The 22,184-nt window shown below is 55.7% G+C and carries 24 protein-coding genes; 12 read left to right on the top strand and 12 right to left on the bottom strand.

Features of this window, described 5'->3' with window-relative positions; genetic code table 11:
• Nucleotides 1–14 precede the first annotated feature (14 nt).
• The gene (locus VNX88_06315) at nt 15–395 is read left to right on the top strand and encodes an AhpC/TSA family protein (protein ID HWY68260.1); all 381 of its coding nucleotides are present in this window, start codon (nt 15–17) and stop codon (nt 393–395) included.
• A 344-nt stretch (nt 396–739) separates the two neighbouring features.
• Here the strand turns inward: VNX88_06315 and VNX88_06310 are convergent, their stop codons facing one another.
• On the bottom strand, nt 740–1,081 hold the full coding sequence (locus VNX88_06310) for an STAS domain-containing protein (GenBank protein HWY68259.1): 342 nt from the start codon (nt 1,079–1,081) through the stop codon (nt 740–742).
• A gap of 2 nt (nt 1,082–1,083) precedes the next feature.
• Nucleotides 1,084–1,527: an ATP-binding protein gene (locus tag VNX88_06305; GenBank protein ID HWY68258.1), complete on the bottom strand. Its 444-nt coding sequence runs from the start codon at nt 1,525–1,527 to the stop codon at nt 1,084–1,086.
• Between the two features lie 300 nt (nt 1,528–1,827).
• Here VNX88_06305 and VNX88_06300 point away from each other — a divergent pair, with 300 nt between their 5' ends.
• Both VNX88_06300 and VNX88_06295 read left to right on the top strand, forming a co-directional pair.
• Nucleotides 1,828–3,000 carry a CBS domain-containing protein gene (locus VNX88_06300; GenBank protein ID HWY68257.1) on the top strand — a complete coding sequence of 391 codons (1,173 nt, stop codon included), beginning with the start codon at nt 1,828–1,830 and terminating at the stop codon, nt 2,998–3,000.
• 262 nt (nt 3,001–3,262) lie between these two features.
• Nucleotides 3,263–4,516, top strand: coding sequence for an Nramp family divalent metal transporter (locus tag VNX88_06295; GenBank protein HWY68256.1), 1,254 nt, complete (start codon nt 3,263–3,265; stop codon nt 4,514–4,516).
• A 15-nt stretch (nt 4,517–4,531) separates the two neighbouring features.
• Here VNX88_06295 and VNX88_06290 read toward each other — a convergent pair whose 3' ends face one another.
• The 3 genes from VNX88_06290 to VNX88_06280 form a co-directional block, all read right to left on the bottom strand.
• Nucleotides 4,532–5,746 (bottom strand): carbohydrate porin, encoded by a 1,215-nt coding sequence (locus tag VNX88_06290; GenBank protein ID HWY68255.1) that lies wholly within the window; start codon nt 5,744–5,746, stop codon nt 4,532–4,534.
• Between the two features lie 226 nt (nt 5,747–5,972).
• On the bottom strand, nt 5,973–6,380 hold the full coding sequence (locus VNX88_06285; protein HWY68254.1) for a (deoxy)nucleoside triphosphate pyrophosphohydrolase: 408 nt from the start codon (nt 6,378–6,380) through the stop codon (nt 5,973–5,975).
• 162 nt (nt 6,381–6,542) lie between these two features.
• A complete protein-coding gene (locus tag VNX88_06280; GenBank protein HWY68253.1) occupies nt 6,543–7,448 on the bottom strand; it encodes an ABC transporter substrate-binding protein in 906 nt (301 codons plus the stop codon).
• On the opposite strand from VNX88_06280, the gene VNX88_06275 reads away from it, so the two are divergent.
• The gene (locus VNX88_06275) at nt 7,447–7,806 is read left to right on the top strand and encodes an iron-sulfur cluster assembly scaffold protein (GenBank protein HWY68252.1); all 360 of its coding nucleotides are present in this window, start codon (nt 7,447–7,449) and stop codon (nt 7,804–7,806) included. The genes VNX88_06280 and VNX88_06275 overlap by 2 nt on opposite strands.
• On the opposite strand, the gene VNX88_06270 is transcribed toward VNX88_06275, so the two are convergent.
• Nucleotides 7,787–8,476 (bottom strand): HAD-IB family phosphatase, encoded by a 690-nt coding sequence (locus tag VNX88_06270; protein ID HWY68251.1) that lies wholly within the window; start codon nt 8,474–8,476, stop codon nt 7,787–7,789. The genes VNX88_06275 and VNX88_06270 overlap by 20 nt on opposite strands.
• Before the next feature lie 41 nt (nt 8,477–8,517).
• Complete coding sequence (locus VNX88_06265; protein HWY68250.1) at nt 8,518–9,126, bottom strand: nucleotidyltransferase family protein; 609 nt, start codon at nt 9,124–9,126, stop codon at nt 8,518–8,520.
• A gap of 231 nt (nt 9,127–9,357) precedes the next feature.
• Between VNX88_06265 and VNX88_06260 the strand changes: the two genes are divergently transcribed.
• Entirely contained in the window at nt 9,358–9,522 is a 165-nt protein-coding gene (locus VNX88_06260) for a hypothetical protein (GenBank protein HWY68249.1), read from the top strand.
• 174 nt (nt 9,523–9,696) lie between these two features.
• Here the strand turns inward: VNX88_06260 and VNX88_06255 are convergent, their stop codons facing one another.
• The gene (locus VNX88_06255) at nt 9,697–10,542 is read right to left on the bottom strand and encodes an XdhC/CoxI family protein (protein HWY68248.1); all 846 of its coding nucleotides are present in this window, start codon (nt 10,540–10,542) and stop codon (nt 9,697–9,699) included.
• A gap of 268 nt (nt 10,543–10,810) precedes the next feature.
• Here VNX88_06255 and VNX88_06250 point away from each other — a divergent pair, with 268 nt between their 5' ends.
• The 6 genes from VNX88_06250 (at nt 10,811) to VNX88_06225 (ending at nt 15,237) form a co-directional block, all read left to right on the top strand.
• Nucleotides 10,811–11,788 carry a deoxyhypusine synthase family protein gene (locus tag VNX88_06250; protein ID HWY68247.1) on the top strand — a complete coding sequence of 326 codons (978 nt, stop codon included), beginning with the start codon at nt 10,811–10,813 and terminating at the stop codon, nt 11,786–11,788.
• A 56-nt stretch (nt 11,789–11,844) separates the two neighbouring features.
• Nucleotides 11,845–12,258 (top strand): GxxExxY protein, encoded by a 414-nt coding sequence (locus VNX88_06245; GenBank protein HWY68246.1) that lies wholly within the window; start codon nt 11,845–11,847, stop codon nt 12,256–12,258.
• 50 nt (nt 12,259–12,308) lie between these two features.
• Nucleotides 12,309–13,331, top strand: coding sequence for a zinc-binding dehydrogenase (locus VNX88_06240; protein ID HWY68245.1), 1,023 nt, complete (start codon nt 12,309–12,311; stop codon nt 13,329–13,331).
• Nucleotides 13,328–13,558 (top strand): hypothetical protein, encoded by a 231-nt coding sequence (locus VNX88_06235; GenBank protein ID HWY68244.1) that lies wholly within the window; start codon nt 13,328–13,330, stop codon nt 13,556–13,558. Before VNX88_06240 ends, VNX88_06235 begins: the two co-directional genes overlap by 4 nt.
• Nucleotides 13,559–13,825: 267 nt before the next feature.
• The gene (locus VNX88_06230; protein ID HWY68243.1) at nt 13,826–14,485 is read left to right on the top strand and encodes a MarC family protein; all 660 of its coding nucleotides are present in this window, start codon (nt 13,826–13,828) and stop codon (nt 14,483–14,485) included.
• Between the two features lie 191 nt (nt 14,486–14,676).
• Entirely contained in the window at nt 14,677–15,237 is a 561-nt protein-coding gene (locus VNX88_06225; GenBank protein ID HWY68242.1) for an NADH-quinone oxidoreductase subunit B family protein, read from the top strand.
• Between the two features lie 99 nt (nt 15,238–15,336).
• Here the strand turns inward: VNX88_06225 and VNX88_06220 are convergent, their stop codons facing one another.
• From VNX88_06220 to metG, 4 genes are all read right to left on the bottom strand, one after another.
• Nucleotides 15,337–16,332: a polyprenyl synthetase family protein gene (locus tag VNX88_06220; GenBank protein HWY68241.1), complete on the bottom strand. Its 996-nt coding sequence runs from the start codon at nt 16,330–16,332 to the stop codon at nt 15,337–15,339.
• Between the two features lies 1 nt (nt 16,333).
• Nucleotides 16,334–16,834: a YajQ family cyclic di-GMP-binding protein gene (locus VNX88_06215; protein ID HWY68240.1), complete on the bottom strand. Its 501-nt coding sequence runs from the start codon at nt 16,832–16,834 to the stop codon at nt 16,334–16,336.
• Nucleotides 16,835–17,016: 182 nt separating this feature from the next.
• A complete protein-coding gene (locus VNX88_06210; GenBank protein HWY68239.1) occupies nt 17,017–17,817 on the bottom strand; it encodes a TatD family hydrolase in 801 nt (266 codons plus the stop codon).
• On the bottom strand, nt 17,818–19,914 hold the full coding sequence (gene metG / locus VNX88_06205) for a methionine--tRNA ligase (GenBank protein HWY68238.1): 2,097 nt from the start codon (nt 19,912–19,914) through the stop codon (nt 17,818–17,820).
• A 299-nt stretch (nt 19,915–20,213) separates the two neighbouring features.
• Here metG and VNX88_06200 point away from each other — a divergent pair, with 299 nt between their 5' ends.
• Nucleotides 20,214–22,148 (top strand): arginine--tRNA ligase, encoded by a 1,935-nt coding sequence (locus VNX88_06200; GenBank protein HWY68237.1) that lies wholly within the window; start codon nt 20,214–20,216, stop codon nt 22,146–22,148.
• The last annotated feature ends 36 nt before the right edge of the window (nt 22,149–22,184 follow it).

Raw genomic sequence — 22,184 nt, 5'->3', positions numbered from 1 at the left:
TCTGCGTAGCCGAGATGTCCGAGATCCGCAAGAGGCGCTCGGAGATTGCGGCGACGGGAGCGCAGTTAGCGTTCGTGCACATGGGGTCTGAAGAGCAGGCGCAGAAGTTCTTTTCGAAATTTGCGCTGAATGGGGAAGCTCGCGTGAGCGATCCGCAGCAAAGGCTCTACAAGACCTTTTCACTCTCTCGAGGCACTTTGACCCAGTTATTTGGTTTGAAGGTCTGGAAGCGGGAATTCCGTGACCGGATCATGCTTACCTACGGCATTGGCAAAATCATCGGCGACTCTTTCCAGCTTCCCGGCGTCTTCCTCGTTCACCACTCCGAAGTCCTAAGAGCCTTTCGTCACGAGAGTGTGGCGGACGAGGTGGATTTCGTGGCGATGGCGAGATAACGCGGAACGACCTAAGACGAAAAGTTTGCCTGCACGCCCGAAATGGGAAGAGGCGTGCTTCCCTTCCACATACTGACTAAACTGTCATCCTGAGCCATCGTTTGGCGAAGGATCTCCCGGAATAGTTGAGGCTGAATTGCAGCATCGCGGCCCCTTGGCGAGGATCTCGGCCAAAATGCCAGGACGCGGTAAATATGCTCGAAGCATCTCGGGAGATCCTTCGCCAAACGAAGGCTCAGGATGACAATGCTTCTGATGGTTCCGAGTCACAACAGTCGGCTGGTTCGGGAGGGGCGAGGTTTGCGCCCGGCCTTTTCCCGGCCGGGCACTTGTAATTCAAAAGACTATCGGGTGAAGGCTTTCACCGCCGAAGTTTCGTCGTCCTTTACATCAAAGACGGTGTAGAGCTTCGTGATCTGGAGTAGATCGTGAACCTTCTTCGTAAGGTTAAGAAGTTTCAGCTCACCGCCCTGATTGCGGACGGTGGTGAAGGCGCTAACCAACTCGCCAATTCCTGAACTGTCGATATAGGTCACATCCCCGAGGTTCAGCAATATTTTCTTTTCGCTCTTGCTGAGGAGATCGCGAATCTGATCTCGCAGCACGACGCTGCCTTCACCCAAGGTGATGCGTCCACTCAAGTCCAGAATGGTGACGCCGTCAACGCGTCGGCTTGTTGCTTTCATCGTCACTGTCGTTCCTCCGTGGCCGTTCCTGAATGGCCGATGTGTTTGACCAGCGTGATTTCCGTGCCGGGCTCCAGTTGCCGAATCTTTACCTCGTCCATAAATGAGCGGATGAGAAAAATACCTCGCCCGGACTGCTTGAGCAGGTTTTCTTCCGCCAAGGGATCGGGAATGTCTTCATCCCGGAGCCCACGGCCCTGGTCGGCGATCTTGATGACCAAAGAGTTGCCGGTATTCTCGAAAGACACCGTCATCTTCTTTTTTGGATCGTATGCATTCCCATGCAAGACGGCATTCACCGCCGCTTCCCGAACAGCCATAGCGATCCGATGACAATCTTCTTCTTCAAAAGGCATTTTCGCAGCCAATGCTTCAGCCGTTTGTTCTGCCTTATTTACGCTGTCGAGCGTGGAATCCAGCGTGTATGAGACCCGTTCTAAGGTCATGAACTCATTTTCCGAGCCGACCGTATCGCACCTCCGCACCCCTTAAGCTGCGTTGGCCTTGCCTGCTCAAGTGAAATCGGTAGTTTGCCTGTCACTTGCGAGTCTGTCAATCGATTGCTGTGTACAGCCTATCAAGGTATCTGAATTTTCAGCATTCCCGCCGTGTTGCGCTGTTTGAAAGCGGAAGATTCATTCGTACGCAATCTTTTGCGCTATTCTGCGATTGTGAACCACGGTTTAGCACTTTCGCGACTTCTTGGAACGCGTGTTACCGACTCCAGCGGCGCAGTCGGAGGCAAGGTGAGAGAAGTAGCCATGCGTCCTCAGGAAGATCCAAACCGAGTTTCCGGGCTGGTAATCAAGACTGCGACGGGCGACCGCTTCCTTGTGCCCAGCATGATTCAGATCGGGGCTGACGCGCAAGTGCGCGCCTCTTCTCCGGCTTCGGAATGGCCTCACGCAGAGACTCTCGACGACTTCTTTCTGCTGGAACGTGACCTTCTTGATCAGCAAATCATCGACGTCCACGGACGCAAGGTCGTCCGCGTGAACGACGTTGACTTGCACCCTGAACCCGCGAACGGTGGGGTGAACATAAAGATCTCTGAGGTTGATGTAGGTCTGCGCGGTGCCGTCCGGCGACTGCTGAAGGGTGTGGCGCCTGCTGCCGCCATCGAGGCCGTGGTCAGAAGATTGAAACCGAGAGTGATTCCCTGGGAATTTGTTGATCTCATTGAGACCGATCCTGCGCGTCGAGTAAAACTGCGAATCGAGCACGAGCGGCTGTCGCAGCTCCATCCCGCGGACATTGCCGATATCGTTGAAGATCTGGCTCCCGCCGAGCGTGAAGCTGTTTTTGAGACTCTGGACGAAGGAGTTGCTGCCGAGGCCTTGGAAGAAGTTGATCGGGACATTCAGGCATCGATCGTCGAATCGCTTGATCCCGAGCGTGCCGCCGACATCGTGGAGGAGATGGATCCCGATGCCGCCGCTGACCTGTTAGACCAGCTTCCTGAGGAGCGTTCTGAAGAGATCCTGGAAGAAATGGAGCCCGCGGAGCGCGAAGAGGTCTCAGAGTTGCTCGAACACGGCGAGAAGACCGCGGCCGGTCGTATGACGACCGAGTTCCTCGCTGCTCCAGAGGATGCCACTGCCGGTCAGGCCATCGAGCTTCTGCGGAGTTTTGAAGGCGGAGTCGAGAGCGTAGCAACAATTTATCTGGTGGACGCCGACGGCAAGTTATCCGGGTCAGTCCCATTGCAGCGAATCGTGCTCAACTCGCCAACAAAACCTCTAAAGGAACTCACTGCCAAACCGCTGGTTTTTGTTAAGGAGAACGAGAAGCAGAACAAAGTTGCTGAACTCATGGATAAGTACAACCTCTACACGCTGCCCGTCGTCGATAACGAGCAACGCCTACGGGGAATTATCACGGCGGACGACGTGATCACGCTGCTGCGCGAGCAGCGGTGAAACCAAAAGCGTATTCACCACGGAGACACGGAGACCACTGAGAACAGCCAAAAAAAATTGCGGTTGCATTGTGAGCGCTTTAAAAGCTCTGAGCAACACGATCCCAGGCGTAGGTTTACATTCTTTCCCGGCTGTTCTCAGTGACCTCCGTGTCTCCGTGGTGAAAAAGATTTTTCCGGCTGACCGAATCCCATTCCCCATTTATTCTGGATTGCTTCGCGTTCGCGAAGTGTAATCCCGACATTCTGATGTGAGCGTCTGAGTGAGACCTAAGAGAATACTGTCTCGATGGTGGATCAAACTCCTGCTGTTCTTTTCCGTCGTTGGCCCGGGATTCATCACGGCCAACGTGGACAACGATGCGGGCGGCATCTTCACCTACTCTCAGGCGGGGGCGCAGTTCGGATACTCGCTGCTCTGGACCATGGTTCCCATCACGATCTCCCTGATTGTGATCCAGGAGATGTGTGCGCGCATGGGCGCCGCCACCGGCAAAGGTTTGAGCGACCTGATCCGCGAAGAATTCGGCATCCGCGCAACGTTTCTCATGATGTTTGCGCTGGTGATTGTCAACTTCGGCAATGTCATCACAGAGTTCCTTGGAATCGCTGGCAGCTTGGAATTGTTCGGTATCAACCGCTACATCAGCGTTCCAGTTTGTGCGGTGATCGTCTGGTTCATTGTGGTTAAGGGAACATACCAGAGCGTAGAAAAAGTCTTTCTGGGCGCTTCGTTCTTCTACGTCGCTTACATCATCGCGGGGGTGCTCGCTCGTCCGGACTGGAGCACAGCGTTCGTCAACACGCTTCGTCCGCCCCACGCTCAGGATTTTCGCAACTCTGCATACGTGTACATGATCATCGCCCTCGTAGGCACAACCATTGCTCCCTGGATGCAGTTTTATCTGCAGGCTTCTGTGGCAGAGAAGCGAGTCAACATCAAGCAGTACGCTGCCTCGCGGCTTGACGTGATCGTAGGATGTGTGTTCACCGATGTAGTTGCGTGGTTCATCATCATCGCCTGCGCGGCAACCCTCTTTGCCGCCGGACACACGGACATTCACGATCCTACAGATGCGGCGCAGGCTCTGAGGCCGCTCGTCGGGAACTACGCTTATTTGCTCTTTGCTGCAGGATTGTTCAATGCATCGCTGTTCGCCGCGTCGATTTTGCCCATCTCCACTGCTTACACGGTGTGCGAGGGCCTGGGGTTCGAGTCTGGAGTCGATCACAGCTTTAAAGAAGCTCCGGTCTTCTACTGGCTCTACACGATTCTTCTAGCCGCTGGAGCGGGATTTGTCCTGCTTCCTGGCGTTCCGCTGGTGAAAGTTTCGATTCTGTCGCAGGTGATTAACGGCGTCGCTCTTCCAGCGGTGCTGATCTTCATGCTGCTGCTGATCAACAAGAAAGAGCTTATGGGAAGTCACACGAACTCTCGGCTCTTCAACACGATCGCCTGGGCAACCACAGTTGTGCTGATTTTGTTGTCGCTGGCTTATCCGTTTACGCAGAAATAGCCGCGCACGTAGTGGTCAGAAATCGACGTGCAGACGCGTTCCCGGGACTATTGCGGGCCCGCGATCGCGGTTGTATCCAGGATTGGTGATGTACTGGAGTAGTGCAGCGAGATACACTCCGCGCCATACGTGAGCGTTGTAATAGCTCTCGAGAATCTTTTCCCGTCCGTAATTCAGGTTCCCATCGCCGAGCAGAAATCCGAGTCCTCCAAGTGCGAGATATTCTCGATGGTCGCGCGAGAGGCCGTTGGTCACTCCAGCCAGGCCAATCCGGTCGAATTTTCTGTCCCAACGCTCGCCCGAGATGTCGGCTCCGGCCGAAAACGTGTTGTTCACTTCGGTGTATGCGAACGACTCGTGCTTGCCTTCGTTCCATCCGACGCGGAAGTAGAAACGCAAAGAAGCAGGAAGCTCCTGCTCGAAATTCAGTCCGAAGCCTTGTTTCAGGGTTCCCTGATGGCGTTGCGCGGTTACATCGGGCGTGCGATCGCGGCCGCTAAGGAACGCATTGATCGCCTCTCGATAGCTACCCATGTTGGCATGATTCAGATACGCAAGCGGTTTGATCGTGGTTTTCCGGCCTCTGATCAGCGTTGGACGCAGCTCAAATTCCAGATTTTCGGCTCGTGCGCGTTGCAGATTGAAGTCCAGATCAATGCCATTTGCGACCTTCGGCATCAACATCTCGCCAAAGCGCACTCCCCAACGTGGTGATTGGTACTCGACAATGGCTCCATACGTGTAGCCGCGAGTGTCTGCCGCGTAGTCGTAACCGCCATTGTTGTCGATAGTCCAGTTTGTAAACTGCAAATGACTGTCGGTTCCGACCGCATTAACGTCGAAAAAATCTGCCATTCCTAACTTCCCAATCCGGAATTCCAGGCGTTTTTCCGGTAGAGAAGTGGCTAGTGAAAGAAAATTTCGATCAGTTTCGACCTGCTTTCTTGTCAGCGGAATGATCTGGTGCAGCATTACGCGCGCGATATAAGGCGCTGCGCCGAGGTCTGGATTGCGCACAACGTCGAGGTTTGTGAAGCCACCAAGACCAAAAGCGTCGCTGATCCCGCGTCCGCCAGTCTCTTCCACGTCGAACAAGAGCTCAGTTGTGCTCGTCGCGTGCCATCCCAGGTAAAGCGTTGCCACTCGGGAGAGCGCATGTTCGCCTTCATTTCTGAAGCTGTTAGGGCCGGAATACTTGGCGTGGAAGGGGGGATGCGCCTGGAAAATCATGTTTAGCTGGCCTCCAATGTAGAAAGGCCAGGCAGCCGGGTGAGGAAATACAGTCGGATCAGACTCCGAATTTGCGTTATCCGTCTGGTTTTCAGTGACTTGTGCGTCTGTTGATTGGTCGGTTTGCGCGCCGCATGGCAGGCTAACAAGCAGGATTAGAGGCAAAACTGCGGCACTTAGAAGGCGAAATATTGCGTTTTTGCGGCACTCCAGATCGGTCTCCGGGTCAGTTTTGCAGCAGTTTTCCGCTGGCCAGCTGCCGGATGATGTCCCGGTCGGCGTCAAGGAAGTCGAAGCGGGGAAGTTCCTGGCGATCCACCCAGCGGATCTGCTCGAAGATGCGGTTCTCCATCTCGCCTTCATATTCTCGTACGCGATAAAAATGCAGCTCCACCGCTCCGCCACGCTTGTATTGATGCTGCACCGACGCTACCTTTTCCCCAATCGTTGCCGAGATTCCCAATTCTTCATCCAGTTCCCGGCGCAGCGCGGCGACTTGTTCTTCCCCGGGCTCAATCTTTCCCCCGGGAAATTCCCATTTCAGGGCCATCGGCTGATCTTTTGTGCGCTGGCAGATCAGTAGCTTGTCATTGCGGACGATGAGTGCCGCTACCACCTGCTTCACACTCGACACGCAGGCATCCAATCGATTGGAATCGTGACAGAACGATGTTGCAGCGCAATGAATGTAATCATGTCCCTCAGAAGTGCGAACACCTCGGGCACGCAGTGCTCACGAAGGACCAATTAGGGGAGAGTGTCCCTGGTTTGCCGCCCGCTGAGACATCATAACAGTTCATTTCGCCGAGACGGCGGCAGTGATGCGACGCAATCCAGGAGCTTCGCGATTGCTAATAGCGGCTTCAAGCGCGCGCAAGCCGGCTAGTAAAGTTGGCCCGGGAGTGTTGAGGTACTCGTCGTTGATGCAGTAAACGCGGCCCTCGCGAGGTGCCCTGAGCAACTCCCATCCCCGCTGAGCGATGATCTTTTCCAGCGGCACGCGATCGCCCGCGCCACACCAGGCGGCGATCATGATGTCCGGATCGAACTGCTGGATGATCTCTACGCTAGTTTGTTTGCCCGCTTCGCCGACAAATCGGCCACCGGCGGCCTCCACAAGCTCCGCAACCCAAGGCTGCGAATGAATCAGCGGCTTACCCCACTCCTCACAATAAACAGTCGGTCGATGCTCGCCGCCCGCATTCCGTGATCGAACGCGTTCCATCTCCATTTGCATCTCGCGGATCAAGTAGTGTCCGCGATTCGGCTCGTTCATGATGCCGGCAATCGCGGCGATGTCGGCATAAACATCGCGCAGCGTGTGTGGTGCCAAAGCGAGAAACTGAGCGCCGGATTTGAGGATCTCTGCGACTGCTTCGACCTGGTAGGGGACCGAAGCTATAACTAGATCGGGATTTACTGCGCGAATCTGCTCGGAATCAGCGGTCCAGGAATCTTCGATGATCGCGATTCCGTGTTCCTTCACTTCCGGACAGATGTCAGCACAATACTTCGTGCAAGCGACCACGCGATCCAGCAGCCCAAGGCGCTCCATTGTAGAGGTAATCGAAGGCTGCAGTGAGACCACACGCTGTGGAGTGAAGTCGCCGAGCTGGGAGAGAACTGGCATGCGGAAAATGCGATAAGGTGATTGTATCGGTTCAGGAACAGCAGTTTTCTGAAGCGTTCCAGATTCAGACATGCACTCAGCTCAACTTCTTGACCATTTCCAGCATCCGCGCAACGCCGGTGCGATGGACTTACCCGATGTGAGCGTTCAGGCAGAAAATCCCGCCTGCGGCGACGTGATGAGGCTCATGTTGCGTGTTCAGAACGGGATGATTGCAGAGGCAAAATATCAGGTGCGAGGGTGCGTCGCTGCTATTGCCTGCGGCTCTGTCTTGACCGAAGTACTCACAGGAAAGAGTGTTTCCGAGGCAAAAAAAATAAAGCGCGAATCACTGCTGGAGACGCTCGGCGGGTTGCCAAACGAGAGCGTCCATGCCAGCCATCTGGCAATCGACTGTTTAAAGCTCGCGCTTAAACAGTTGACGAGCTGAGCTTCGCCACCGTGGGTTGGTAAAATCGCCAGCCCCGTTGCTCTGCAATCTTTTGAAGGTCTTCGTTCGGGTTTACCGGAAAAGGATTCCGCGCCAACTCCAGCATCTCCAGATCGAAGATCGAGTTTCCGAAGCTTACGTCGAGCGATCGTGTAAGCACGCGCTGCAAGGCATGCGCCTTACCTGGACCCGACGTCATTTCTCCCAGACGGTCCGTCGCAATCCCGTTTTCAATCTCCACGCGCACCGCCAATACTCGCTCAGCAGGTATTCCGATTGTTTTGACCGCTTCTTCGATCACCCAGTTGTTCGTCGAAGACACCGCCCAAATGTCACATCCCTGACGGCGAAGTCTCTCGACAAGAGTCACCATCTCGGGAAAGAAATGCGGCATTACGTTCGAATTCACGAAGCGAGCAGCGAACTCGCGGATCTTCTTTTCCGGAATCCCGCTATGAATTTCGACCATCTCGCCACAAATATCATCCTCGCTCACGCGCCCGGCCATGTATTCGTCATAACGACGCAAGATCCATGACGTGACATCCAAGGGGATTAATCCTTCTTCGATCTCCCAATACAGGAATTTCATTCCTGAGTCGCCGAACCAGAGAGTACCATCGCAGTCGAAGGCAGCTACTTGCGGCCGTAAGTTGGCGACTGTATCCACGAAGTCCTCTGGGCTATTGAAACAGCCGTATGTAGAAGGGGTCATCGGGCAGCCTGGAGAGACGAATAATCCTCGGGAGTGTTGATGTTCAGGACGACGCGGGGATCATCGACGTCGAGGTACTCAATGCGGTCCTGATGCTGATGCTCAATCTCGCGGGCATTGCTCGACGGATTCGCGCGCAGGAAAGCTTCGATCATCTCGCGGGCCAAGATCACCGGATGCCCGTGCTTGCCGTCAAACTGCGGCACTACTGCCCAGGTTGTTTCGGGCGAACTGAGCAGAAAATACGCGTTCAGCTTCTGCACGGTCTTCAGTTCCGCCGGAGGGCGATCCACCAGAGTGACGCACGCAGCATCGCGTCCTCGATTGAGCACGGCCTGAAGTCCGAGCCGAAGAGAACTGAATTGCCCGAGATCTGGCTGCGGATTGAGGACCAGGTAGCCCGAGTTTTCATAAACTACTGGTCCTAGCACATCGAAATTCTTTCCGGCTACGACAACTACGAAGTCGCAGACGCTTTGAAGCAGCTGTATTGCTCCAGCCAGAAAACTTCGTCCGGCATACTGCAGCAGCGCCTTGTCCTGTCCCATGCGCAAGGAGGCGCCGGCAGCGAGGATGACTCCCGCAAGTGAGGAAGAGCGCGGCATGCCAATTAGGATACTCGCAGATTACATGGTTCCGGCCGCCCCGGCAGGGCTTCTGATCGCTGCTATACCCCTACCTTCGCCGCATCAAAAAACTCCATTTCGAGCTGATCCCATGATCTAAAGGACTTACGAGACGAGATCCCATGTGATCCCATCGGGAATCCCATGTGGTTAATGGGATATGAGTGGGATATCCCATCAATCATGATGGGATCAGGATGGGATAATCCCATGGCCACAGATGGGATTTCGATGGGATTCGTCCCACTCGCAGCCAGCGCAGGATTCGTACCTGTGCTGTCGGTACGAGCGGAAGCCGTCCAAGATGCGCGTGCGCTTCCCGAAATGGAAACCGGATGCAGCATTGCTGTTCGCATGATGGCGCGACCAGCATAAGAACGCAAGGTTCATCCGTTGCTCGCCAAATCTTATGAGCTAGGCGAATCAGGAACTTGCGGGCATTAGGAAGAATATTTTCGTAATCCGTTGCTCTACGAAAAAATCGCCCACTTCCGAACGGGTCACGCAAAGCCCGGCCGAGGGCGGCCGGAACCACGCAAGCGGGAAAACTTAATCTTCTGGCGAAGTCTGCTTTGCTGATTGAAGTATTTCTGAGGCTTTTACGCTGCGCTTGTGATTCAGGGAGCCTGCGCCACGCCGAATGGCGATCATTTCGGCCACAATCGCAATCGCGATCTCTTCGGGGGTGATGGCGCCGATGTCGAGTCCGACTGGTGCGTAGACTCTTGCGAGTTTCTCCGGAGCGATGCCTTCCTTCTCCAGTTGCTTGTAGATCGCGATCACCTTGCGTTGCGAGCCGATCATCCCGATGTACTTCGACGGAGTCTCGACCGCCCAACGCAAGACGCGCATGTCGTCGCGGTGTCCGCGGGTGACGATCACGAGGTAGGAAGAATGGTTTGGCGCAAGCTGCGACAAGGCATGGTCAAAGTCTTCTGCGTAGACGTCCTTCGCTTCGGGAAAGCGCTCACGGTTGGCGTAGTTCTCGCGATCATCGACGACGACGACTTCGAATCCAGCCATGCGTGCGGCGCGGTAGACATTGACCGAGACATGGCCCGCACCGAATAGATAGACAGTCTGCACCGGCAGAATTGGTTCCAGGTAAATTTCGAGCGTGCCACCACACACAAGCCCCGTGTCGTACTTGGGATCGTGATTCAAATTGAACGTCAGCGTGCGCGGCTTCTCCTGCTCCATTACCTCGCGCGCAGCCTGCCAAACTTCAGCTTCGACACAGCCTCCGCCAACCGTGCCGCTGATCGTGCCATCGTCGCGCACCAACATCTTCGCGGACTCAAATGAAGGAATCGATCCGCGCGCGTTGATGATCGTGGCGAGAGCCCCGCGCCTACCGGCACGTCTTATTTCGACGATCTCTTCGAAGATGTCCAACGTCGAAAAACCATTTCACCACGGAGACACGGAGTCACGGAGAACGACAAGATACTGAGAACAACGAAGAAGCTGAATCTAGTCCGGGAAGCCAAAGACGTTCAATTTCCCCTCGGAGGAGTTTAGCCTTTGGACCTTTTGTGGCTCTTCTCCGTGCCTCCGTGTCTCCGTGGTGAACAAACTGTTTCAATTCTAATCCCAGTGCCACGCGCTCGTTAGAAGTGATATTTTGAAAGATTCCACCGTCATTCGCCGAGAGGACTGTACTTTGCCGAAAGGACCGATTTCGCGCTTTATCGAGCACCACTATCGCCACTTCAACTCCGCTGCGCTGATGGATGCTGCCAAGGCCTACGAGAAGCTGCTGAACGATGGCGGCAAGATGTTTATGACGATCGCCGGAGCCATGAGCACGGCCGAGCTTGGGCTCTCGCTTGCGGAAATGATTCGCCAGGACAAAGTTCACGCTATCTGCTGCACCGGCGCCAATCTCGAGGAAGATGTCTTCAATCTGGTCGCGCACGATCACTACGAGCGCGTGCCCCACTACCGCCAGCTCTCTCCTGCGGAGGAAGAGACTTTGCTCAAGCGTCACATGAATCGTGTGACCGACACGTGCATCCCTGAACACGAAGCAATGCGGCGTATTGAGACCGCCGTCCTGGAAGAATGGGTGAAGGCCGACAAGGCTGGACAGCACTTCTTCCCGCACGAATTCATGTACAAGATCCTGCTGAGCGGCAAACTGAACAGCGCGTACCAGATAGATCCCAAGGACAGTTGGCTGATGGCCGCCGCGCAGAAGAACCTGCCGATGTTTGTCCCAGGATGGGAAGATGCAACCTTGGGCAATATGTATGCCGGACACTGCATCTCCGGTGACGTGAAGAACGTGCATACCGTGCGCACCGGCATCGAGTACATGATGATGCTCGCGGAATGGTACACGGAGCTGACGGCGAAGACGCCGCTAGGTTTCTTCCAGATCGGCGGAGGCATCGCCGGGGATTTTCCCATCTGCGTAGTGCCGATGCTGCACCAAGATTTACAGCGCGAGAATGTTCCGCTCTGGGCGTACTTCTGTCAGATCAGCGATTCCACCACGAGCTACGGCTCATACTCGGGCGCAGTGCCGAACGAGAAAATCACCTGGGGAAAGTTGGGCAAGGACACACCGAAGTTCATCATCGAATCGGACGCGACGATTGTTGCGCCGTTGATTTTTGCGTACATTCTGGGGTGTTAGGAAAGGGTTTTTCACCACGGAGACACTGAGACACGGAGAAAGGCAGGGATGGGCTGATGAATGCCGGAGCACAACCAAGTGTCCTCGATCCGAAGCATCTCATTGATGAAGCTCTCACCGAGCAGATTATCGGTGCCGCCATCGAAGTGCACCGCCATCTTGGTCCCGGTTTGCTCGAATCTGCTTACGAAGAATGTCTCTGTCACGAACTCCAGCTCCGCGGCCTGACCTTCAAACGACAAGTCAATCTGCCTGTGGTTTACAAAGGTGTCGCGCTGGACTGCGGCTACAAGATGGACATTATCGTCGAAGACCGTGTTGTCATAGAACTGAAGTGTGTGGAGTCAGTACTCGGTGTTCACCAAGCACAACTCCTTACCTACCTGAAGCTGAGCGGAAAACGAGTAGGACTTCTCCTCAATTTCCACGTCTCGGTTATGACGAGAGGCATTGTGCGGAAAGTACTATGACCTCCCCTGCCGTTCTCCGTGACTCCGTGTCTCCGTGGTGAAAAGGATTTATGAAGGCAATTCGCTTCCACGAATTCGGCGGGCCTGAGGTTCTTAAGTTTGAGGACGCTCCCGACGTGCGTCTGCGGGAGGACCAGGTGCTGGTGCGGGTTCGGGCTTGTGCGCTGAATCATTTGGACCTGTGGGTTCGCAAGGGCTTGCCGGGCGTGAAGCTGCCACACATTAACGGCAGCGATGTTGCCGGTGACGTGGTTGAGGTCGGCAGTTACGTTGCTGGTGTGAAGCGTGGGATGCGCGTGCTGCTGGCGCCCATGACTTTTTGCAATCACTGCGCGCAATGTACTGCTGGACAACAAAGCTTCTGCCGCGAGTTTACCGTCCTTGGATATTTGAACGACGGAGGGAATGCAGAGTACATCGCGGTTCCCGAAGTGAATGTGATCCCTATTCCCGACAGCCTTTCGTACGATCAGGCTGCCAGCGTGCCGCTAGTCTTTCTAACTGCGTGGCACATGTTAGTTACTCGCGCCCACATCAGAGCTGGCGACAGCGTGCTAGTGCTCGGCGGCGGATCAGGTGTAGGCTCGGCCGCGATCCAGATTTGCAAGATGCTGGGGGCAACAGTTATCGCAACCGCTGGAGACGAGGCGAAGCTCCAGAAGTCGCGCGAACTCGGCGCTGACCACACGATTCATCACTACAAGCAGAAGATCGCGGACGAAGTTCGCCGGATTACTGCGAAAGCTGGAGTAGATATCGTTTTTGAGCACGTCGGTGCGGCGACGTTTGACGATAGCGTGCGCTCGCTGCGCCCGGGTGGAACTCTGGTGACCTGCGGCGCGACAACAGGACCCGAGGCCAAGTTCGATCTGCGCGTGCTCTTCAGCCGGCAGCTTTCGTTCCTGGGTTCCTATATGGGAACGATGGGCGACCTTCACGAGGTGTTGAAGCACGTGTTCAGCGGTAAGCTCAAACCCGTAGTCGATCGCACCTTTCCGCTGAGCGAGGCGCGCGCCGCGCATGAACGTCTGGAAAAGAGCGAGCAATTCGGAAAGATTGTGCTCAATCCATGAGCGAGGAAAGCAAGCGGGCAATCGATCCGAATCTGCGACGAACTGCGAAGTGGATCGCGCTGATTCTGTTCGTCCTCTATTGCGTTGATCTCTCGTGGAAACTCGCGCATTGGAGTCAGTACTCAGCCGGTTTGAAGACTTCGACGATCGTCATCGCGCTTGCGTTCCGGTTAGTTTTTATGGCGTTTTTGCTATGGATGTATTTGCGGGCCAGGAGAGCAGGGTAGTACGGAATTTATTGGAGACTGTCATCCTGAGGCCCGCTGTTGGCCGAAGGATCTCGCGTGGTGCTTGAGGCTTATTCGCACTATCCTGGCTCTCTCACAAGGATCTGGGTTGAGAGCCGCGACGGAGCAGACACAGCTGAGACATTCCGGGAGATCCTTCGGCCAAAATCTGGCCTCAGGATGACAGACCTTTGAATTCAATCTCAGGAGTAAATGACGAGGGACACACGATGAACACAGCATCAGAATTCGTGTCCTGATACTCCCATGCACAACTTCTTTACGGCGCCGAGCATTCAGTACTTCATCGTTGCGCTTACATCTGTCTTTTTTCTCGTCGATCCCTTCGCCGCGCTGCCGACTTTTCTGGTGATTGCCGCGGACGAGAACCCCGACGAACGACGACGCCTCGCGATGAAAGCTTCAGTCACATGCTTCGTTGTCCTTACCAGTTTCGCGCTGATGGGCAGTCTGATCTTTCGTTTCTTTGGCATCACCCTCCCTGCTTTTCAGATCGCCGGCGGGATCATTCTCATTCTGATGGGCCTCGAAATGCTTCAAGGCCGTCGATCCGGTACTCACGAAACTCCGGGAGAAACTGAAGAAGGTATCGCCAAGGAAGATGCCGGAATCATTCCTCTCGGCACTCCTATGCTAGCGGGCCCTGGCGCGATCTCGACGGTGATGGTGTTGATGGGGCCGTCGCCGGGATGGTGGCGCACGGTGACGATCTTCATCGCGATCACGATCACATCGGTAGCGTCGTTTCTCATCCTCTCAGCTGCCGATCGGGTGCGTCAGTTTCTTGGCGAGACGGGAATACGAATCCTGATGAGGCTGATGGGACTCCTCCTAACTGCCATCGCGGTACAGTTCATTGTCAATGGACTTGCGAATTTGGGAGTGGTGCAGGCAGTTCACCAATAGCGCCAGACAAACTACAACACCAAACACGACACGGATTACACGGACCCTTCGGGCACGGATTTCCACGGATAACCCAGGGCCACAATCGACGCAAGGAACTCTGAAATATCCGTGTGAATCCGTGCTGTTTCCGTGTGATCCGTGTCTGGTTTTGGTGTTGCCGTGTACGACAGCGTAAAATGAATACAGCCATGAGCGAACTCGAGCGCTATCAAGAATCTCTGAAGATGCAGGACAACCGTCACCGGGTGGAAGAGGTGAACTTCGGCGAGGATGTCCCTGAAGGCGTGCTGCTCACCTCTCTCGACAAGGTTGTAAACTGGCTGCGCAAGAGCTCCATCTGGCCGATGACTTTCGGCCTGGCCTGCTGCGCTATCGAGATGATGTCCATGGGCGCCTCGCGCTTCGATATCGCTCGTTTCGGAGCTGAAGTCTTCCGTCCTTCACCGCGGCAATCGGATCTGATGATCATCGCCGGCCGCGTCTCATGGAAGATGGCGCCAGTAATCCGCCGCCTACACGAGCAGATGCCCGAGCCCAAATGGGTGATCTCGATGGGCGCCTGTGCGACGTCGGGTGGCGTGTTCAACAACTACGCTTTGGTTCAGGGAGTGAACCAGGTGATTCCGGTGGACATCTACGTTCCAGGCTGCCCGCCGCGTCCGGAGCAGTTGATCTACGCGATCACGCTGCTGCAGGAGAAGATCATGAACGAGCGGGGATCGTTTAAGCGGGCGTTGAATCTGGCGTAAGGCCTTTTCACCACGGAGACACGGAGTCACGGAGTCACGGAGAAAAGCAAAAGAGCACGCAGGTGCTTTTCTCCGTGATTCCGTGTCTCCGTGGTGAAATTACTTCTCTCTACCCACCACAAAATCGGGAATCCACAACAGGGCACGTTTGATTTCCCCGGTGGGGAAGTGACTTATGGCGCGGCGGGCTTGCTCGGCGTGTTCGTTGGCGGAGGCGATGGCGTAATCGACCGAGCCATAGCGTTCGAGGATGGCGAGCACGTCGCGATGGGAAACGCTGGTGAAGCAGCGTTCATCGAGAACCGTTTCGATCAGCTTGCGCTCTTCGGGGCTGCAGCGATCGAGGGCGTGAATGACGGCCATGGTGACCTTGCCTTCGCGCAGGTCGCTCGCTACTGGCTTGCCGAGGACATCTTCTGACGCCGTGAGATCGAGAACATCATCGACGATCTGGAAGGCCAGCCCAAGATTCCGCCCGTATTCGCCGAGACGATCGTCATCCGAATCGCTTGCGCGACCCAGGACTGCGCCTAGCTTCATCGACACCGAGAACAAACACGCCGTCTTGCGATAGATGAGATCCAGGTGTTCAGACTGGCTGATGATGCGCCCGAGGCGCTCCATCTGCATGAGCTCGCCTTCAACCATCTGCTGTGTAAGTCCGATGAGTAGATCGAGCACTCTGAAGTTCTGCTCCTCGAGTGCGACCTTGAACGCCTGCATGTAGAGCCAGTCGCCGGCGAGGACGCATTTGGAGTTTCCCCATTTGGTATTGGCCGAAGGACGTCCACGGCGAGTGAGCGCTTCGTCGATGATGTCGTCGTGCACGAGCGTCGCGGTATGGACGATCTCAACGACCGAGCCAAGCCGCACCGCGCCCCGACCTTCATATCCGCACAATTTCGCAGCGAGCAGAAGCAGTGCCGGACGAATGCGCTTGCCGCCGCCTTCCCGCAGATACTCGCCGATCTCGGTGATGACCTCAACGCCAGAAACGGCATCGCGCTGGAACTCCTGTTCGATTGCGAGCAGGTCGTCGCGCAACAGATCGAAGACTTCCTTAGCGGCTGCGCTGGCGCTGGTAGAGGTGGTCACGCTAGTTGGACCTGTAGTTCGTAAACTGCATGTCGATGCCGAAGTCTTTGCCCTTGAGAGCTGCGATTACCTGCTGGAGGGTGTCGCGGTCTTTACTGCTCACGCGCACAGTATCGCCCTGGATCGCAGCCTGTACCTTGAGTTTTGTGTCCTTGATGAGCTTCACAATCTCCCGCGCTTTCTCGATGGAAATGCCCTGCTGCAGCTTGACCTTCTGGCGCACAGTTGAGCCGGCCGCCGATTCGATGGCGCCGTATTCGAGTCCCTTCAATGGAACGTGGCGCTTCACCAGCTTGTTCTGCAAGATGTCGTTGACGGCCTTGAGCTTGTATTCGTCGATCGACGACAGGACGATCGCCTCTTTGCCTTCGAGAGCGATGTCGGACTTCGAGTCCTTTAGATCAAAGCGAGTGTGGATCTCTTTGATCGCCTGCTGGATAGCGTTCGACACCTCCTGCAGGTCGATCTTGCTTACCACGTCGAATGAATTGTCGCTGGCCATGGTATGTAGCCTTTTAGCTTAATTGGTTCTGCGCTGGGATGCATCTTCTGTTTCCTGCGCGGCGCGAGCAGCGCCGTCAAATTAATTAACCACAAAGGACACGAAGGGCACGAAGGAAACAGGAGCTCAGGTTCGGTTTCCCTTAGTGATCCTTCGTGTCCTTCGTGGTTGGCTTTGGCTTTTCAGGGCCGCCGAAGCTGGAAGAATCGGAAGAAATTGTTGGCCGTTATTTCGCCGATCTCGTCGGCGCTCTTGCCTCGCAGTTCCGCGACTTTCTCTGCAGTCTTAGCGACAAATGCAGGCTCGTTGCGCTTGCCGCGGTAGGGAACTGGGGCGAGGAAGGGCGAGTCGGTTTCGATAAACATACGATCTTCAGGGACAGTACGCGCCACCTCGCGAATGTTTTCCGCTTTAGGGAAGGTCACATTACCGGAAAAGGAGATCATGAAGCCCATATCCAGCGCCGCCTTTGCGTGCTTCTGCTCACCGGTGAAGCAGTGCAGCACTCCTCCGAAGCCGGTTGACGCCCAGTGCTCGTGGATGAGGTGAAGGGTGTCGTCCCAGGCATTTTCGGAATTGTCCGAGGGACGGCAGTGGATGATGATCGGGAGCTTGGCTGCGCGTGCGATCTCCATCTGGCGAGCGAAGACTTGCTGCTGCACCTCGCGCGGCGAGTGATCGTAGTAATAGTCGAGTCCGATTTCGCCGAATCCAATTACGCGGGGATGGCGCGCCAGCGATTCAAGCTCCGCGTAATCGTTCTCTGTGGCCAGCTTGGCTTCATGCGGGTGAATGCCGATGCTGGCGTAGATCCAGTCGTGCTGCTCGGCGATGCGGATAGCGCAATCGAGAGTGCCGGGCCCAGTGCCACTGCCGATGGCAAGGATGTTTACGACTCCGGCTGCTCGGGCGCGCTCCAGCATCTCAGAACGATCAACGTCGAACCTGGGACCTTCCAGATGCGCGTGGGAATCGACCAGCATTTACTTGAGGCGGGCGCCAATGGGAACGTCTTCGAGGAAGCTGGCGAGCACAGGCAGGCCTTTGTCCCCGATAGAAGCCGCGACAATCATGCCATTCGACTCGATTCCGCGCAGCTTTCGTGGCTGGAGATTCGCAACGATCACGACTTTCATGCCGATAATCTTCTCTGGCGAGTACTTTTCGGCGATCCCCGCAACGATGGTGCGAACTTCGCTGCCGATGTCGACTTCGAGCTTCAGCAGCTTGTCCGCGCCTTTAACCTTCTCAGCAGCTTTCACCTGGCCAACGCGAAGTTCGACTCTGGCGAAGTCATCGATGGAGATGCGGCCGTCGAGGGCGTTAGGTGTGACTCCCTGACTGGCGCCATGAGGAGTTGACACGCTGGTTCCCACAGATTTCGCCGGAGCTTCAGTGGCGGCCGCAGCTTGTGTGGCCGGCTGTCCCGCTTTGGCGCCGACTCCAGCAGGAACGGATGGTGCCGTGGTGATAGAAGCAGCGGCAGATGCTCGATCGAGTTCCGCCTGCTGCATGCGCTCGATGGCGTTCTTCTCGGCGCGCGGAAAGACAGGTTCTATTTTGCCCAGCTTAGTGCCAAGCCCGAGCTGTCCCCACTTGAGTTCGTCAAGGCCGAACTTCGCGATGTCACCAAGTCCGAGCTGCTGCCAGATGCGTGAGGTTGCGCTTGGCAGGACAGGATGCAGCAGCGCGGTGATAATGCGCAGCGCTTCCGCGCTCGTGTACAGCACCGTAGCGAGACGCGACAGACTGGCTTCGTCCTTGTGCTCGCCGAGCTGCCATGGCTCGTTTTCGACGATGTACTTGTTCACCCCGCTCACGAGTGACCAGACGTTCTCCAGAGCGCGGGAGAACTGATAGCTGGCAAAGAGTTCGTTGGTACTCTTGATCACGTCAGTCGCGAGGTCAGCAATGGCCTCATCACCCGCCGTGCGTGAGGCTTTCGGCGAGGGATAGGGAATCTGCTCGCGGAAGTAGCGCGCGATCATCGAGAGCGTCCGGCTGGAAAGGTTGCCGAGATCGTTGGCCAAATCTGAGTTGTAACGCTGCACCAGCGCGTCGAACGAGAAGCTGCCGTCCTGTCCGAAGACGACTTCGCGCAGCAGGAAGTAGCGCAGCGCGTCGGAGCCGAGCACGTCGAGCACGGTCTCGCTACGAACAATGTTGCCGCGCGACTTCGACATCTTGTCTTGCTCGAAGAGCAGCCAGCCATGCACGACGACTTGCTTGGGGAGCGGTAGTCCTGCGGCCATCAGGAACGCGGGCCAGTACACCGCGTGGAAGCGCACGATCTCCTTGCCGACCATGTGCACGTCGGCCGGCCAGTAGCGCTCGAACTGCTTCTTCAGTTTGGCGTCATCGGAACCGTAGCCAATGGCGGTGATGTAATTCGCGTCGGCGTCGAACCACACGTACAGCACGTGTTTGGGATCGTCGGGAACCGGAATCCCCCAACGGACTGAAGTACGGCTGATACTCAGATCTTTCAATCCGCTGCGTACGAAAGCTATTACTTCATTACGGCGAGTTTCCGGCCAGACAAAGTCTGGGTTCTCCTCATAGAGTTTCAGTAACTTGTCCTGAAACGCCGAGAGTTTGAAGTAGTAATTTTCTTCGCTGATGGTTTCTGTAGGACGCCCGCAATCGGGACACGGCGAGCCTGGAGGAGCGTCAACATAGAGTTCGTCAAATACGCAGTACTGACCTGTGTACGAACCTTTGTAGATGTGTCCGTTGTCGCGGATCTGGCGAAAGAGCTGCTGTACTCCCTCGGCATGGCGCTCATCTGTGGTGCGGATGAAGCCGTCATACGTGATGCCCATACGGTCCCAAAGCGCGCGGTATTCGCCTGCGACCGCGTCTGTCCATTGCTTGGGACTCTTGCCGGCTGCCGCCGCAGAGCGTTCAATCTTCTGTCCGTGCTCGTCAGTGCCAGTAAGGAAGAAGGTGTCCGATCCGAGCATGCGCTGGCGCCGCGCCACTACGTCGCACACGATCGTCGTATACGCGTGGCCAATGTGAGGCCGCGCGTTCACGTAGTAAATCGGAGTAGTGATGTAGAACTTTGCGCCTTTTTCCATTCTGACCAGATCTTGTGGCACAGCCGCTGTCGGCTGTTCTGAGAGTCTCCGGCGCTTAGCGATTATCGCTACCGACGCGATGAAGACAGGAATTCTTCATCATAGGGGGTGCATTGGGCAGCGTCAAACTGCGGCGCCAGTTCGTTTGCACAATGTTGTGACAAACCTTTCAACGCTGCGAGGGTGCCGTGCGACAAAACAGTTGCGAACAGTGAGCGATTGTTATAATCGCGATTTTATCGTCCACGCTGAGAGACATTTCGGACGATGCACCTGCTCGCCATCGCCAGTGAGGATTCTTGTACCTTCACTTCCAACAAGTTCTCGCCGAACGCGTCCGCGCACTTCTTCGTGAGAAGTATGAACTCGATCTTCCAAATGTAGTCATCGAACAGCCGCCGAAGATCGCTTTCGGCGAGTTCGCGCTGCCTTTGGCTTTTGACCTTGCGAAGCGTCTGCGCAAGCCTCCGCGCAAGACCGCTGAGGAGGTTGTCAGCGCGCTTGGGAGAGTTCCTGGATTCAAGGCATTTGATCTTGCGGGCGTAGGTTACATCAATGCTCGTCTTGACCGCGGTGAATTCGCCCGGCAGATGTTGTCGCCAGATCGCGGTCGCGTCACTCCGAAGGACAAAGTTCTGGTCGAGCACACCAGTATCAATCCCAACAAAGCGGCCCACATCGGACATCTGCGCAACGCCATTCTCGGCGATACGTTTGTGCGTTTGTTGCGGGAGGCGGCGCATTTAGTAGATGTACAGAATTACATCGACAACACCGGAGTGCAGGTGGCAGATGTAGTTGTTGGCTTCGAGCACCTTGAGCACAAGTCATATGACGAGGTAGAGGCGCTCACCCGCGCTCCCCGCTTCGATTACTACTGCTGGGATCTCTACGCGCGTGTCTCGCAGTGGTACGAAGAGGATTCGGCGCACAAGCAGGTTCGTCTGGATACTCTGCACAAGCTCGAAGAAGGGGGCAATGAGACCGGGCGTCTCGCCGATCTGATCTCAACGGCGATCCTGAAGCGCCATCTGGAAACGATGCAGCGGCTGGACATCGTTTATGACTTCCTGCCACGGGAAAGCGAAATTCTTCACCTGCACTTCTGGGATCTGGCATTTGAACAAATGAAGCAGAAAGGCGTGCTGCGTTTCGAGACCGAGGGCAAGAACAAAGGCTGCTGGGTGATGAAGCGGAGCTCAGCTTCGGCGGGCGAGAGCGCGGAAGATGACAAGGTAATTGTGCGCTCGAATGGGACTGTCACCTACGTCGGTAAGGATATTGCGTATCACCTTTGGAAATTTGGATTGCTGGGTCGCGACTTCGGATATCGGCGCTTCTATCGATATCCCGATGGTCACGATTGTTGGATCTCAGCCCAGAGCGGCGAGAAAGATCATCCCCACTTCGGCGGTGTGAGAGAAATCTACAACGTGATCGACTCGCGCCAATCCGATCCGCAGAACAATGTCATCGAGGCTCTGAGGGCGCTAGGTTACACGGATCAGGCAGCTCACTACACACACTTTTCCTACGAAATGGTGGCCCTTACTCCGCGTTGCGCGATCGAGCTTGGGTATGACGTTCCCGAAGAAGATCGCAAGCGGGCTTACATCGAGGTGTCGGGTCGGAAAGGCTTTGGAGTGAAGGCAGACGATCTGCTGGACACTCTGATCATGAAGGCGATCGTGGAAGTCGATGAGCGGCAGCCAGACAAGTCAGATGCCGAGCGCCGCCAAATTGCGACGCAGATCACCATCGGAGCGTTGCGCTATTTCATGCTGAAGTTCACGAAGAACGCGGTGATTGCCTTCGACTTCAAAGATGCGCTCAGCTTTGAAGGCGAAACCGGACCATATGTCCAGTATGCGATCGTGCGTGCCTCAAATATTTTCCGCAAAGGTGGGACAACTACCGAGGACAGCCTGCAGACCTTCGATCCGGCATGGGTACGGCTGCTCGAAGGGGAAGATGACATCTGGGAGCTATGGCTCACGGCGGGCAAGCTGTCGTTGATGGTAGATCAATGTATCTCAACCACTGAGCCCGCGTACCTGGCGAAGTACGCCTTTCAGCTGGCTCAACTATTCAACAACTTCTACCATCGGCATCACATCCTCACCGAGGAGAACCCAAGTCGCAAGTCTCTCCTGTTGGCGACGGCGGCGATCGTTCAGCGCGAGCTGGTGCGGACACTATCTATTTTGGGAATCGAAGCGCCAGAAGTGATGTGAGTTGTCGCTGGACTTCGAATTCAGGCTCACGCAGAC

The organism is Terriglobales bacterium (assembly GCA_035567895.1).
In the GTDB taxonomy this organism is placed as follows: Bacteria; Acidobacteriota; Terriglobia; order Terriglobales; family Acidobacteriaceae; genus Gp1-AA112.
Note: the sequence above shows the minus strand (reverse complement) of the source record. Positions and strands in the feature narration are given on the sequence as shown.